This window comes from Brevibacillus schisleri (genome assembly GCF_055685845.1).
Genome location: NZ_JBVNDM010000001.1, coordinates 3,794,361 through 3,808,695 on the forward strand (window position 1 = coordinate 3,794,361; position 14,335 = coordinate 3,808,695).

The 14,335-nt window shown below is 44.0% G+C and carries 18 protein-coding genes; 7 read left to right on the plus strand and 11 right to left on the minus strand.

What is annotated here, in order from left to right:
• The first annotated feature begins 71 nt into the window (after window positions 1-71).
• Entirely contained in the window at window positions 72-374 is a 303-nt protein-coding gene (locus ACUUHJ_RS17615; protein WP_472299512.1) for a HesB/IscA family protein, read from the plus strand.
• A gap of 63 nt (window positions 375-437) precedes the next feature.
• Here the strand turns inward: ACUUHJ_RS17615 and ACUUHJ_RS17620 are convergent, their stop codons facing one another.
• The 4 genes from ACUUHJ_RS17620 to yneA form a co-directional block, all read right to left on the minus strand.
• A complete protein-coding gene (locus tag ACUUHJ_RS17620; protein WP_289673347.1) occupies window positions 438-2,687 on the minus strand; it encodes a HelD family protein in 2,250 nt (749 codons plus the stop codon).
• 38 nt (window positions 2,688-2,725) lie between these two features.
• Window positions 2,726-3,091 carry a fluoride efflux transporter CrcB gene (crcB, locus tag ACUUHJ_RS17625; protein WP_015891595.1) on the minus strand — a complete coding sequence of 122 codons (366 nt, stop codon included), beginning with the start codon at window positions 3,089-3,091 and terminating at the stop codon, window positions 2,726-2,728.
• A 96-nt stretch (window positions 3,092-3,187) separates the two neighbouring features.
• Window positions 3,188-3,385, minus strand: coding sequence for a DUF896 domain-containing protein (locus tag ACUUHJ_RS17630; RefSeq protein ID WP_007718933.1), 198 nt, complete (start codon window positions 3,383-3,385; stop codon window positions 3,188-3,190).
• A 76-nt stretch (window positions 3,386-3,461) separates the two neighbouring features.
• Complete coding sequence (yneA, locus tag ACUUHJ_RS17635) at window positions 3,462-3,797, minus strand: cell division suppressor protein YneA (RefSeq protein WP_289673351.1); 336 nt, start codon at window positions 3,795-3,797, stop codon at window positions 3,462-3,464.
• A gap of 162 nt (window positions 3,798-3,959) precedes the next feature.
• On the opposite strand from yneA, the gene lexA reads away from it, so the two are divergent.
• Window positions 3,960-4,583 carry a transcriptional repressor LexA gene (gene lexA, locus ACUUHJ_RS17640; RefSeq protein WP_007718939.1) on the plus strand — a complete coding sequence of 208 codons (624 nt, stop codon included), beginning with the start codon at window positions 3,960-3,962 and terminating at the stop codon, window positions 4,581-4,583.
• 50 nt (window positions 4,584-4,633) lie between these two features.
• Here the strand turns inward: lexA and ACUUHJ_RS17645 are convergent, their stop codons facing one another.
• Window positions 4,634-5,119, minus strand: a complete 486-nt coding sequence (locus ACUUHJ_RS17645) for a DUF456 domain-containing protein (RefSeq protein ID WP_173624720.1) — start codon at window positions 5,117-5,119, stop codon at window positions 4,634-4,636.
• 108 nt (window positions 5,120-5,227) lie between these two features.
• On the opposite strand from ACUUHJ_RS17645, the gene ACUUHJ_RS17650 reads away from it, so the two are divergent.
• Window positions 5,228-5,803 carry a DUF4269 domain-containing protein gene (locus ACUUHJ_RS17650; RefSeq protein WP_472299513.1) on the plus strand — a complete coding sequence of 192 codons (576 nt, stop codon included), beginning with the start codon at window positions 5,228-5,230 and terminating at the stop codon, window positions 5,801-5,803.
• Window positions 5,804-5,889: 86 nt separating this feature from the next.
• Complete coding sequence (locus tag ACUUHJ_RS17655) at window positions 5,890-6,318, plus strand: hypothetical protein (protein ID WP_289673356.1); 429 nt, start codon at window positions 5,890-5,892, stop codon at window positions 6,316-6,318.
• Window positions 6,319-6,467: 149 nt separating this feature from the next.
• Here ACUUHJ_RS17655 and ACUUHJ_RS17660 read toward each other — a convergent pair whose 3' ends face one another.
• Together ACUUHJ_RS17660 and ACUUHJ_RS17665 are read right to left on the minus strand one after the other, a co-directional pair.
• A complete protein-coding gene (locus ACUUHJ_RS17660; protein WP_472299514.1) occupies window positions 6,468-6,941 on the minus strand; it encodes a GNAT family N-acetyltransferase in 474 nt (157 codons plus the stop codon).
• 217 nt (window positions 6,942-7,158) lie between these two features.
• Window positions 7,159-8,331 carry an MFS transporter gene (locus ACUUHJ_RS17665; protein WP_472301213.1) on the minus strand — a complete coding sequence of 391 codons (1,173 nt, stop codon included), beginning with the start codon at window positions 8,329-8,331 and terminating at the stop codon, window positions 7,159-7,161.
• A gap of 341 nt (window positions 8,332-8,672) precedes the next feature.
• Between ACUUHJ_RS17665 and ACUUHJ_RS17670 the strand changes: the two genes are divergently transcribed.
• Entirely contained in the window at window positions 8,673-9,263 is a 591-nt protein-coding gene (locus tag ACUUHJ_RS17670; RefSeq protein ID WP_472299515.1) for a TetR/AcrR family transcriptional regulator, read from the plus strand.
• A 301-nt stretch (window positions 9,264-9,564) separates the two neighbouring features.
• Here ACUUHJ_RS17670 and ACUUHJ_RS17675 read toward each other — a convergent pair whose 3' ends face one another.
• The gene (locus ACUUHJ_RS17675; RefSeq protein ID WP_472299516.1) at window positions 9,565-10,455 is read right to left on the minus strand and encodes a GNAT family N-acetyltransferase; all 891 of its coding nucleotides are present in this window, start codon (window positions 10,453-10,455) and stop codon (window positions 9,565-9,567) included.
• A 693-nt stretch (window positions 10,456-11,148) separates the two neighbouring features.
• Here ACUUHJ_RS17675 and ACUUHJ_RS17680 point away from each other — a divergent pair.
• Together ACUUHJ_RS17680 and ACUUHJ_RS17685 are read left to right on the plus strand one after the other, a co-directional pair.
• Window positions 11,149-11,412: a CD3324 family protein gene (locus ACUUHJ_RS17680; RefSeq protein ID WP_007718970.1), complete on the plus strand. Its 264-nt coding sequence runs from the start codon at window positions 11,149-11,151 to the stop codon at window positions 11,410-11,412.
• 157 nt (window positions 11,413-11,569) lie between these two features.
• Window positions 11,570-12,208 (plus strand): FusB/FusC family EF-G-binding protein, encoded by a 639-nt coding sequence (locus ACUUHJ_RS17685; protein WP_472299517.1) that lies wholly within the window; start codon window positions 11,570-11,572, stop codon window positions 12,206-12,208.
• 58 nt (window positions 12,209-12,266) lie between these two features.
• Here ACUUHJ_RS17685 and ACUUHJ_RS17690 read toward each other — a convergent pair whose 3' ends face one another.
• From ACUUHJ_RS17690 to ACUUHJ_RS17700, 3 genes are all read right to left on the minus strand, one after another.
• A complete protein-coding gene (locus ACUUHJ_RS17690) occupies window positions 12,267-12,782 on the minus strand; it encodes an SRPBCC domain-containing protein (protein WP_289673365.1) in 516 nt (171 codons plus the stop codon).
• Between the two features lie 31 nt (window positions 12,783-12,813).
• Window positions 12,814-13,158: an ArsR/SmtB family transcription factor gene (locus ACUUHJ_RS17695; RefSeq protein ID WP_289673366.1), complete on the minus strand. Its 345-nt coding sequence runs from the start codon at window positions 13,156-13,158 to the stop codon at window positions 12,814-12,816.
• 170 nt (window positions 13,159-13,328) lie between these two features.
• On the minus strand, window positions 13,329-14,294 hold the full coding sequence (locus tag ACUUHJ_RS17700; protein WP_289673367.1) for an SDR family NAD(P)-dependent oxidoreductase: 966 nt from the start codon (window positions 14,292-14,294) through the stop codon (window positions 13,329-13,331).
• Window positions 14,295-14,335: the final 41 nt, after the last annotated feature.

Here is a 14,335-nt window from a genome sequence, read left to right on the forward strand (position 1 = left end):
CAACATTGCATCCTGATTTCCCTCTTGCTAAGATGGAGGGGTAACTTACATACAGTTAGGGGATTTGACCTGTGAAACTAAAAATCACTCGTAACGCTGCCAAGCAATTGGCTCCAATCATCGAGCAAGAAGAAGACAAAGAATTGAAACTGCGCGTTTATATTACGCACGCTCACGGTGATCATGCACATTACGGACTCGCTCTGGACAAGCCAACAGAAGAAGATGTTGTGATCTCTACCGACAAAGAGATCGATGTGATCGTGAAAAAAGATGAGCCTTTGCTGAATGGCGTCGTCATTGATTACCTCTTCTTGCCACAAGAAGGTTTTGTGATTACGAACCCTTCTAAAGGTAACACAGGTGACCACTAAGCATGATACAGATAAACCCTCTGCTTTTATACATGCAGAGGGTTTTCTTTGATGAGTAGATTCTTATTCGTCAGTAGCCATGGTGTAGAGCGCTGTTGGTAAATCTATTAGCAACGGTGAAGAAACGTCATCAACCTGCGTCATAACAAGCCGATGGACTGGACGTGTCATCGCGACATACAACAGCTTTGCGTCCCATTCATTATTTTGATAAGCGTCCACATCCAGCAAAATGACCACATCGAACTGCAAGCCTTTTGTTAAAAAAGCAGGCATGACGGTTACGCCACCCGGAAATTGGTTATCCTTGCTGCCTAACAGAGTCAGATCAGCTATCTTGTCTTGCAGGCCTTTATGTGCTTTTTTACTCGCTTGGATCGTTTTCGCTACGATCGCAATCGTTTTGAAGCCTTCCGACTGGTAGGCTACCACACGCGAAGAGATGTCCTCCCACAGTTGCGCTCGTAAACGTGCCTTGACCATGATTGGTTTTTCACCATGACGCAAAACCGGTTTTGCCAATACCGTCTCGGGCAATTCAATTTGCCGCAACACTTCGTTAGCACAGCGCATAATCTCAATCGTCGAACGATAGCTTTGCGACAACGTATAATAGGAAGGAAACAGCTGCGCAAATATCCCCTTGGTCAACTCTTCCCAGGCATGAATTCCCCGGTAGCTATGAATGCCTTGCGCAATATCTCCCACGATCGTGAGCGAGTTTCGCTTGGTTGCCAATGCAATGACAGCTATTTCTAACGCACTCAAGTCTTGTGCTTCATCCACGACCGTATGATCAAAATGCTCCGCCTTATTCATTCCTTCCACAATATGCTGCAAGTATAGCAATGGCGCGATATCTTCGGGCTCCAATCGCTCCTCTGCAAACAGCGCAGCACTTGACTGGGTCACATCACGAACAACTTCGTCTGAAATGTCAGCAGGTGCGAGTTTGCGCAGCAATTCCTCGTCAGCAATCAGCTCGCGATAAGCTGCGAAGATTTCCAGTCTTGGAAACGAAGTCAGGTACGTATCCAGGATTTGCTCCAGCATTTTCTCGAATTTGTACAAGCCTTCTTTGTCCAAATCGACTTTTCGTTCTCGTAGATGGGCAAATAATTGCTTGTTCATTTCTTGTTTTAAATGCTTACGAAGCGCTTCTACTCGTCGATGATACGGCATATTGGCGAATTGCTCCAGGAAGCATTGGCGAATAAAATCCCCCGGAATGGAAAAGACTTGCTTTGTTTTGTTATATAAAAAGCTGAGTTTCTTAAAAGGGATTTTCGTTTCGACGATATGCCGAATGTATTGCTCCAGCGCCTCCCGACAAGCGAGCGATCCTTTGAAGCGAAGCCTGTTTCTCGTCATATCTTGCTGGCGCTCATCCTGCCCTTCTTCGAAGAACAATTGAAGAGGCTTATCGGGACTTACGATTCTCCATCCTTTTGGCAGCAGAGGCTTCACAAGACGCGCTGCCCAATCTACAAAGGTAGACTGTTGTACGTCATCGACTCCCAACTCCGGCAAAACCTCGGATATATAGGTAAGAAACATCCGGTTTGGCGCAAACACCATGAATTTTTTGGACATCATGGAATCCTGGAAGTTATAAATCAAATAGGAGAGTCGGTGCAACGCAATGGTCGTTTTTCCGCTCCCCGCTACTCCTTGCACAACAATGGGCCGTTCTTTTTCCGCCCGAATAATATCATTTTGCTCGGATTGTATGGTAGCGACGATGTCTTTTAGCCTGCTATCGTTCGCCTGATTTAAATTGGCTGCCAAAAATTCATCAATGAAGCCCTCCTGCAAAAACTCGTCAGGATGCCCCATTTCGCGGTTAATTGTTTCTTTTACCGCTCCATCATAGATGCCGACGATCTTTCCGTCTTCAATCGCAAAATTACGCTTTAATCGAACTTCACCACGCACGATCTCGCGTCCCATCCGATAAAACGCGTCTTTGCTCTCACCAGAATAATAAAGACTGGCGATAGGCGCACGCCAATCCACGACGACAGAATCAAATGTATCGCTGCGTACAATTCCCCGTTTTCCTATGTAAACCTGATCCAGCTCGTAGATTTCATCTTTCAAAAAGTCCACTCTGCCGAAATAAGGCTTCTCTCGCCCCTGATCTTCCAGGTAGCGCAAATCCTTTGCCTTTTTAGAGTTAACGACCTGTTTCACATAATCATCGGTTGCCTCGCGAATATCATTGCGAAGCTGCTCCATTTCTTCATCAATAGCTGAAATGGTTTCATCCAGCTTTTTTTGTTCCAACTCATAATCACGATGCTGTGTACTCACCTTCATTCCCCCTCACATGTATCGTGTCTTTGAACGTATTAGGACCATTGCCTGGCCAGCCATATTCCAACCGCACATGAAAGTAGACCGACTCCCAAACTGAGAAGAGCATATAATGTGCCCCGCAACAGATGTCCTTCTCCCCAAAAAGTGACCACTTCCAAGGAGAAGCTAGAGAATGTCGTAAATCCTCCCATGACACCCGTTGCAAATAAGAGATAGAGTGTTGGAGATAAAATGCCTCGTTCTTTCCCCAGCACGAACAAGATGCCAATGATCAAGGATCCACAGACATTGGCGATCCAGGTTCCCCACGGCCATTCCGGCTGATTTGCGAGTAAAGACAATAGGTAGCGCACAAGAGAGCCAACTGCTCCGCCAACCGCCACAGCTATCCACGCCATCACTTTCCCTCCCTGGCTATCAAAGCGTTATGTCTGTCACAGAAAAAGACACCCTAGCGTCAAGCGAGGATGTCTGTCGTATCAGTAATTGTTATCTTACTGTTTTGGCTTATTTTCTTCAAGGTCTTCCACATAACGGATGGAATCCAAATTTGCTCTCAGTGAAAGCTTAACGGCGTCAATGTACTTTTGGCGCAATGCTTTTTGCTCGAGCTTTTCCTCTTCAGTTAAACCTTCTTCGCGAGACTTTTTGACCAATTCGTTAATGCGTTTAATTTCTGCGTCAGATACCACTGCTGGTTCCTCCCACTCTGTAGTAGTGCCGCTTCATTATACCACATTCGAATGATCCCGCAAGACAGCCGAACACTTACGGCATATCAGGCATGATCAGAGTCTGCCCCGGGTAAATCCAGTTGCTATCCAAACCGTTCGCTTCCTTGATTTCTATGAGATAGTCACGAACATCCGTATGCTGATCTGAGTAGCGAACGGCTAACGACCATAGACTATCTCCGGATTGTACGGTTACTTCTATGCCTTGTGGCTCGTCCATTGGCGAAGCAGCAAACACTAGTTCGGTCAACAAGTAAAAAAAGAGAGTAAATGTAATAAGAAACAAGAGTGCTTGACCTCTCGTGATACCAAAACGAACACGACGTTCTTCTTTTTTCTCGAAACGATTACGTACTGTCGATGAATTCATGATAATGGCCTCCTTACAAACATACGTTCTGTTCTCTTGTAAACTCATAATAAATGAGAACATATGTTCATGTCAACAACGAAACGAACTTATGTTTGTCGAACGCAAGCTCCCATGGTATAATATAGGAAAATATGTTCGAGAAATCAGGGGTGTCTTTCTATGTCAAAATTATCGAGTAGACAACAAGCCATCATCGAGTTTATACGAAAGGAAGTTCGTGATAAAGGCTATCCGCCTTCTGTACGTGAAATTGGAGAGGCTGTCGGACTCGCTTCCAGCTCAACGGTACATGGTCATTTGGCACGCTTAGAGAAAAAAGGCCTCATTCGTCGAGATCCTACCAAACCTCGCGCCATCGAATTGCTTTCAGATGAAGATCGTTTTCAAGACAATTTCGAAGACTCTGTCGTCCGTGTGCCAGTAATCGGAAAAGTAACCGCTGGACAGCCCATTACAGCCATTGAGGATGTGGAAGAATACTTCCCGCTTCCAGACAATATCGTGACTTCCGACAAGGTCTACATGCTGCGTGTCTCCGGGAATAGTATGATTGATGCCGGAATTCTCGACGGAGACTACGTCATTGTTCGCCAACAGCACGTAGCGAACAATGGTGACATTGTCGTAGCCATGACAGAAGAAGATGAAGCGACCGTCAAAAGATTTTTCAAAGAAAAGAACCACTTCCGTCTCCAACCGGAAAATGCCACGATGGAACCGATCATTCTGGAGCATGTCACCATTCTCGGTAAAGTCATTGGCGTCTATCGCCTCATTCACTAGTTTCCACGTAAAAAAGGACAGCCTCGGCTGTCCCTTTTGTTTTCTATATGTTATCTGGCGATAAAAAACCAGATGATCATCGTAACTTGCAAGATGACTTTTACAACCGCACTGCCCAAAAATCCAATCAGTGAGCCTACCCCCGCTTTCACCGCTCGCTCCATCGATTGCTTCTGCACCATCAACTCTACGAGAACGACGAATACGAACGGCAAGATCAGCATACCAAACGGTGGGAAAACGAAAATTCCGAGGATAATTCCGACCGCTGCAGCAACGGACGACCACTTTGACCCCCCATACTTTTTCACGAAGTACATGTTCGTCAGCAAGTCAGCACCGTAAAGCAGAATGCTTAGAACGGCCATTCCCCACCAAAAGGATGCCGGCAATCCCGCTCCCGGATCTGCAATGAAAAAGTGATAGAGCAAAAAGCCCGCCCACAACAAGATCGTATCAGGTAAAACGGGTAAGAAAATTCCTGCGATGCTTAACAGGAACAATAACACAACCACAACCCACAAAAGTATTTCCATCCACTACACTCCCTTCATTTAGGTATACGAGTGATTACCAATTTCGTTGCGCACTTATTCACTTTTGTCTACACTATTTTAAAAGAAAGTGGACATGGGGGTAGTTTCATGAAAAATTGGCATGATCTCTCTTACTTGAGCAGAGGAACGATGCGCCAAAAAGCGGCGTGGGAAGCGATTCAACAGACGCATATCATGGAAGTACTAGCCGATTACCGTCCAGTGCTTGCCGGAACCATCCCATTGGACATTGATGTTGAGCAAAGCGATCTGGATATTATTTGCGAGAGCCATGATCTGGATCAGTTTGAGCTGGTTGTCCGTAAAGCATTTGGCTGCTTGTCCAGATTTGAATTGACAAAACTCGATCTAAAAGGGATTCCCACATGCGTTATTTCATTTTTCACAGCTGGCTTTTGGTTTGAATTGTTTGCACAACCGGTTGCTGTGGAAAAGCAAAACGCCTATCGTCATATGGACATCGAAGCACGATTGTTACATATAGGGGGCTTGGATGCGTGTATACATATCAGGGCTCTGAAGCAAGACGGCCTCAAAACAGAACCTGCATTTGCTCGATACTTTCATATTCCGGGTGATGATCCGTATGAGGCCTTGTTGCAATTGGAGTCGTTGACCGAACAGGAATTACGCCAAAGAGTTCAGCTCCTACGAAAGGATTAATCTGCTAGCAAATCTATCAACTTGCTGGAATCATAAGGGTAAACAGCGACTGGCGTTGCAACCGATCATTAAGGAGGACATACTAGATGGATTGGCTGATGGAGATACCATTCCCCACTGGAGAGAATCGGGTAGAAACAAACGTCGACTTCTCATTTAAGAGATTCGAGTCAAGTGGGCTTCAGGAGCCTCCAGATTTTATCCATGATATCGTCCTGCAATGGGCCATCGCCCCTTTTGTTGTTCATGAACATACTGCTTATCGGATTCCGGCCCACAACGATCCCGAAATAGGAGAGTATGCTTCCGTCAATTTCACAAGCCTGTTTACGAAAGTACGGGGAATATACATGAATGGAAAGATGGAGGAAATTAGGCTGGAGGACTTAAAGCCGAATATAAAAAGTTCTTTTATCGAATCGGTCATAAATACAAGTAAGATTGATCCTCTGGTAAGCGATTTTTATCTACGAGGAGAATCTGAGCGTAGTAATTCTCTCACGCTTTGCAAGTGAGGTTGTTTTAACCGTGAACGAAAAAGATCGGAATGTTACTATGGTTTCATTTAAAGAGTAATGAGGGCACTCAACTGCCCAACGTAACCAGCTTCCTGTTCTCAGGATTACCGACTTTTTGTTTTTTTGTATTCAGATTTTGTCTCTCGTTAGCGTAAACTTTTCTTCATTCTAAAATTCATTAGCTTAGTGCCATTGCGTTCAACGATTTGCGATTTTACTACGATGTACCCTTTTCTTTCAAAAAAGGGTCTAGCGGTAATACTCGAATCGGTTTCTATTTCGATTAGACCTAATTTTTTGGCTTCAGATTCAAGTGTGTCTACCAATGCAGAAGCAATTCCTTTCCCCTGGTGCTCTTTATGAACAAATAGTCTATCCAGGTAACCTTGTAAACTCATGTCAGAAAAGCCCACGATATAACCATTCATTTCAGCAACATAGGAAATATTACTAGTTAGAGCTTTCAACCAGACCTCTTTCCTCTGCTTCAAATCCGCTAGGGAAGCCCAAGCATTTACTTGTTCTTGCGTGTAATCTTGCTTATTTATGGTATGTACGGTCTCATAAAATAAAGTGATGATCTGGTCAATATCCGTCTCATGAAATCTTCGAAGTAGCATTGAAACTCCCCCTAGAGTATAACGTGGCTACCGAATCATGCCGGCAGCCGCGTCTCGTTTTTTTATTGTAGCATCGTTCCCCCGATAGTTTACGTTCATTTATTCACATGGATATGTACTTTTCGTTACCTTAACAACCTCACCGTATTGTTGCGTCCAACGATTGGGGGGCCGTTCATTTGCGGTCTGCTTTTTTGTGAAGAACTGAAAGATCACCTTACTCCACTGATTGAGCCACCGAATGCCGTGATGCCATTCTAAATAATACAAACACAGCAATGATGGCGATGAGTACGCCGAGTACGCCGAACCAGGTAATGGATGCTAAAGAAACACGGTTAACGATCAGCCCGCCAATTCCTGCGCCGACAGCCATGGCAAGCTGCATCATGGAACTGTTCAAGCTCAGCATGACGCCCGTGGATTCAGGAACAAGCGAAACTAGGTTAAATTGCTGCGCGGGAGCGGATGACCAAGCGGCAAAAGACCAGAGGATCAAAATAGCGAATACAGTAATGAGCGACTGTCCGACTAAAGATAGCATAATCAACGAAATAACGTGAAGCACCATCCCAGAAACGAGCGTGTATTTGATGCCTTGTTTATCCGCACTGTAGCCCCCCACTTTCGAGCCAATCAAACTGGCAACGCCGAACACGAACAGAGCTGCGCTAATTAATGATTCATTTAAATGAGTCACCTCTAGCAGAAAAGGGGATAAGTAAGTATAGACGAGCGAATATCCTCCCAACCAGAAAAAAGTAATCGCTAAAGCAACCAAAACTTGAGGTTTTTTTAACAAAGCAAATTGTTTGATCAGAGGGACAGGCTTGTCGCCCTGCATACGTGGTATAACTGTAGCAATGACAAGCATGGCCAAGCCCCCGACAATCGCGATGGCCAGAAATACCGCTTTCCAGCCAAAAGCAGAGGCTACCATTCTGCCCAGCGGGACGCCGATGATGAGCGATGCTGTAATGCCCATGGTAACGTTCGCGATGGCGCTGGCCTGCTTACCTGGCGGAGCGATTTTGGCGGCGATACTGAGCGCGTTAACTGTGACCACCCCGGCGCCTAACGCCGTAATGATTCTCGCGGTAATGAAAAAACCAAAGTCGGACAATATAAATGTCAGCAGGTTTGCGGCAATAAAGAGGCCTAGCGAATAAAGTAAGAGCTTAAGCCGGTCCATTTTGGCTGTCAGCGCCATCAAGATAGGAGTGCCGACCGCATAGGCCAGGGAATAAACCGTAATGAGCTGACCTGCAGCTGCAACATTTGTTCCCAATGTTTCTGCAATTCTGTCTAATATTCCGGAAACGATGTAATTGGATGTTCCAACTAAAAAACTGATCAAGGCTAGAACGTAAACTTTCCAAGTGCTCTTCATCATTCACACTCCTGATGTGTTTTATATCACTACGAAAAAACGCCACGGCTGCATGTCAGCAGCTAAAGGAGCCAGCGCGGAGCTTGCCGTAATGTTTCGGTCTATTCCTCCCGCGAAATCTTGATCTCGGGATCATAGTTACAAACCTACATGATTCTCTCCTCCTTTTGAAAAAACGGCATTGAGCATTTCGTGTCAATACAACACCAGTTGCTTGAACAACACTTGTTGTATTTGTATGCTATAATAGCAACCGTCTGGTACGCAATCAGCAATAACCATAAACCGTTGTATAGACAACACCATTTCTAAAATGTCGTTTTACTGGGGAGATCTTAATCATGACCATTCAAAAGAATGAAGCTGATCCTCGTGTGATACGTACACGGCGACTTCTTCAAGACGCTTTTGCTTCATTAATTCAAGAAAAAGACTTTGAATCGATAACCGTTAGGGATATTGCAGAGCGGGCTACTCTTAACAGAGCGACTTTTTATGCGCACTTTGTAGATAAATTTGAAATTCTTGAGGCCAGACTAATGGAATCATTTATGACAATCATGAATAATCGAATAAGCGGTCACGAAGGATTGAATAAAGAAACGATTCAGAGTATTTTTCTCGGGGTATGCGAATTTCACGAGGGTCTAAGCACCATGTGCAAAAGAAGAAATACATCGCTTGTATCTGTATTCGAAATTCAAATAAAGGAAAAAATTCAAACGATACTTCTTTCCTTTATAGACAAAGACAAGATGCTATCGACTCCGAACCAGCAATTCTTAATACATACAGCTTCTGTCATGTTAAGTTGGGGGATGTATGGGGCGGCTTACGTTTGGAACAATGAGGGGCGTCTAATAAGTGCGGAATCATTCGTTAAACAGTCTTTGCCCTTAGTCATGAACGGAGCCAAAGAACTTCTGGGATAGGTCCTTTTGTTGTGTATCACAATGAATCATCCCGCCATTCTTGTATGCTGTACGAGGATCAGGCGTCAAATCTGTTGATCATCCTTCCCGATCGTAGACTTCTACAGCATCTTTGTCTTGCCAATCCTGGATGTGACCATCTGGGGGGATTAAAAAACTACCAGTCTTTATAAACTGGTAGCACATAACTCATATATTGTGATAATCACATTTGATCATTTTGTAGCTGCTCTTCTCATCGGCAGCCCACGATGGCACGAAGCTATTTTACTGTTTCACCTACTGTGTTATTTCAAACCTTTTATGCGTGGGAAGTAAGCGGAAAACGAAAATGTTCTATCTCCATTTTTAACGAGGGGCGAACAAATAAGACATCATCGGTCGTTGTCATCCATGCAGATTGGATCTTTTCATTCTCACTATCCGGCATAAAGTGAAAATGAATGATCGTTGTCTCAGCGGTTATCAAATGAGAAATGACCATTTCTATATCAGCTGTTTTTTTACTTACAACATCAAATACATGCAGTTGGTCATCTTCTTGTTCAAATAAGACAATCACATCCGCCTCTTCGAGATAATAGATCGCATCCCGAAAAACAAGCAAAAAGTAAAACATCAACAGATGCTCGCTTTCCTTAATGCCTAGTCTCGATGAAACAGGGATTCTTTTCGCAGCAAATTCCTTCATAATATGAAAATCAGCCTCATTATCAACATCCAGCTTACGCAAGACCGATTTTTGTTCCACTTGCTTTTTCAAATCGGTTGCCAATAAACGAAAACTACTTTCACGTACTCTCTCAAATCCGAACTTCGGATAAAAATCGAGCACGGTATCATTGGCATACAAATAGATAAAATCGTATTCCTTCTCACATGTTTCAAGAATATGGTTCATTAATTTCGCTGCCAGCCCCTTGTTGCGATAGGCAGGATGCGTCATGACCGTTCCGATCTGAAGTGCCTTGTAGTCTTTTCCATTGGATGTCACGATCATCTTACTGGCAGAAGCGTTCGCAATAACCTGATCCCCATCCAAGTAGGAATAGCAGACATAGTTGTCATTCCAAAAGCCCTTGTTATCCCATTCTCTAAAATCGAGCTGAAAGATCTGCTTGGCGAGGTCATTAAAGCTTTCCTTGTATGTTTCGATATGCTTGTAGTCGCTAATCAATCGATATTCACGCATATAAAAACCTCCCATTCTATTTTTTGTGCGGTTTGTCATCATCCATTCTCTTTTCGCAATCCCTTCTTTCCAAATAAAAAGACCACAAGAAGAATTCTCTTCTCATGGTCAAATTTATCGTTGTGATGAAGATACCTATCCCGAACGGAATAGATATCATGCACAAACGTGAAATTTGTTTGAATGAGATATAATGCCTTCTAATCGCTTTTGAAAAAAGGAATAAAAAAGAAACCAAGGGCACGCCCTTCATTTAACCTTTTCCCATATAAAATTCATTCGAATTTTACTTAGCGATTATCAGTTTCATCATACTCAATCAAAACCTCTTTTCACATTCGATACCATTACTATATTTGACTTTCAAAAAGTTGTAAATGAGCATTCAAAATCCACTAACATTTTTGTAAGTATCGTTATACAAAAAAGCCATTTTCTTATATAATTCAAATACCCCCTTTAAAAAGGGGGCACCGTTTTCAAAATGGACCTCGAGGGGGGTGTACCTATGGCGAATGCTCTCAATTTGCCACATACCGCAGCGGCTCATGCAAAGCCTAGAAATAGTAAGGCGATACTTTGCATGAGGTGGTCTTCCGTTTAAACGAATCATCGCCTTCATTTGCGTATCTCATTTCCTATTTCTTGGCTTTGCCCCTTATTTGCCGATCTATAAATAAGGAGCGAGCAGAAATGAAATGTGTGAAAGCAAATTTAATCCTTCCTGAATCGTTACTCGCGGAAATTCAAAAGTACGTGCAAGGAGAAACCATTTATATTCCGAAGACAAAAGTAACCCATCAAAAATGGGGGACACGGACTGGCGGGAGAAAACTCCTGGATGAGCGGAATACAGCTATTAAAAGCAGTTTTCGGGCCGGGACGGCTATTTCTCAGTTAGCGGAGGAATACTTCTTGTCTACAGAGACGATTAAAAAAATCGTGTATACCAAATAGATGTTTATAAAGCACTGAAGACCTTTCCATTAGGTTGTCAGTGCTTTTTTATGGCGAGTTTTTTTGGGAAATGTCCTTTCCCTTTCTCCTCACCTGCAAACACGCTAAAGTTAAAGAAGAACCCACCATACAAGACAGAAACAGGAGGAACCGCAACATGGAACCTTTTATCCATACGCATCAATATCACTTTATTAAATCGCGCGTTCAAGCAATCATGAACGCCTATGCGACCAGTACAGATGTCAACGTGATTCGTGCTCGTAAAGAAATCGCTCATGAAGAAGTCTTTCAATTGTTCCCAAACCTAACGGAAGAACAAAAAGAGATTTTGCATCCGATTGACTCGATAAAAGAAAAGGCAGAAGGAAAGCAGTTTTTGAATCAGCTTTCACCGTTTGTGATTCCATTCCCTGCTATCACAGAGTCTTCCATTAAGAAGCTCTTTCCAAAAGTAAAGAAGCTAAAGGTCTCGAATTTAGCTGAGATTGATTTTTCAGATATCTCTTATCTGAGCTGGCTAGACACTTCAACGGAAAAGAAATTTATTGTTGCTTACCACGAAGAAAAACTGATTGGCATACACGGACAGTTTACAAACGTAAACAAAAAAGGCGTTTGTGCACTCTGTAATCGCTTTGAGGAGATCGGCATGTTCGTCCTTGAAGCCAAAAGTTCCGGGGATGGAACGTATTTGAAAAAAGGAAACTACATTTGCCTAGACAGCGTGTCGTGCAATCAAAATATCATTTCGCTGGATAAGCTGAACGATTTTATTGCGCTGATGGTGAAATAAATCTGCTACTAAAAAGAAAAAGCCGCCGGGTCATACCAGGCGGCCTTTCCTATTTCGCTTACTTGATCTCGTTCAGACTCTCTTCCAAACGATCCCACGTTTGGGTGATGCCCTCTAGCATCCCCATGTCCATGACAGTTTTGAGAGCTTCCGCAGATACATACTCAGAACGGCTGACTAGCTTCGTCTTGCCACCCAAATCGATGAATTCCATCATAACCTCTGTTGAAGGCATCGCATCGTTTGTGTTGCCTTCTGCATCTGAAAAGTAATCGGTATAGATGATTTTCTCGGGCTCAGCTATTTCCTTATAAACACCTTTACCCCAAGATTCCATGCCGTAAAAATCTCCTTGATTCTTATCGACGCACTTCATGCAGTAGTGCCAAACACCACCTGGGCGGAAATCAACATGACAAACCGGGAGTTCCCAGCCTTTCGGTCCCCACCAGCGCTTGAGATGCTCAGACTCCTTAAACATCTGGAACACGAGATCTCTGGGCGCGTCGAATACACGCTCCAGTACCAGCACTCGCTCGTTCTCTACCCTTGAAACCATTGCGTTTCTTGACATAGTAATTCCTCCTCATTCTTTTGAATGGATCTCAAGCTTTTTCCTTGTTTTGCAGTTCTCGCAAATAGTCTTCCAGGTTATCGAATCGCTCTTCCATAACACGCTGGAATGACCTCACCCAAAAATCCAGCGCTCGGAAGGGCTCGGGCCTGAGCTTGTAAAATCGGCGGTTGGCTTCAGCCTTCACATCCACGATCCCATTGTCACTAAGCACCTTCAAATGCTTCGAGGCTTGGGGCTGGCGAAGCCCCAGTTTGTCAGCGATTTCCCCTACTGTCAGAGGACCGTCGCGCAAAAGTTCGACGATTTTCATACGATTTGGTTCAGCCAAAGCACTCAGCGTCGCCATGTCCATGCCCGGATTCATCCCTGACATGTCACTCACCTCGTTACATGATGGATTCTACGTTCATCTCATCCCCTTCAGCGTTATTGTGATCTTTGTTAGGAATAATATACACCAAAGGGAATATTCCTGTAAAGGAATATTTAAAGAAAATCCGACTGGTCATTGTAAGTGATTAATCAATAACTGATAGCTATTATTTATTTCATAGAAGTACGATTCTGCAAATGTTGGATCGTTTCCGTTATACCCTCCTCGAAATTCGTCGCAGGAATCGGCCCAATAAGCCGTTTATATTTTTCTCCACTAAGAATCAACGGTTTTTCGGTTAAGTACAGCATCTCGACAACCTCCTTCATCACCGGGACGAACATCCCCAGCAAAGACAAACCCATTTTCCCAAGAGGAATGACAGGCTTCACGGTCCCACTTGCTTTTTGAGCAATTCGCACAATGTCCCGACCGGAAATGATGCCTCCACCTGGAATGTGCCAATTTTGTCCATAAGCAAACTCGTGGCTGGCCAACTCTACAATCATCTTCGCTGCATCAGGCAAATAAACAAACTCGCGAGGAACATGCATATTCCCAATAAAAATCCCAGGTTTTCCAGCCGCAATTGCCTCTAGTGTGGACCCCAAATACGATGCTTGGTTAGCAGTAGGTCCGTAATAATCCGGTAGTCTGACAATCATCGTTCGATTACGATCCCAGCGATTGCTAAACAGCATCTGTTCAAATGCCAACCTGATTTTTCCTTTCTTCGTATGCGGTTGCTTTGGATGCTCCTCCGTCACTGGTTCCATCTGCTTTCTTCCGTATGGATAGATGCCGTCTACCGCAACAACTTTCATTCCTCTCTTGTTGGCGGCTTCCATGATCGCTTCGCCGAGTGGGATCAGCTTATTCACCATCTCATGATAAGGAACGTTTGCGCAATGAAATAGTACATCCGCTCCTTCCGATGCTGCTACGATGTCTGCAGACTGGAATGCATCCCCGACTGCTAATGACAAATGTGCTGGATTCCCCAATTCTGAGGCCATCTGCTCTAGCTTTTGTAGAGAACGCCCAAAAGCAATCGTTTCAATCCCTCGATTGACCAGCTCTGTCAAAATGGCCGCTCCCGTTCCGCCCGTTGCCCCGACTACCATCGCTTTTTTCATTCAAATCAACTCCATTTGTTTTATTTGTGATTGATCAATCA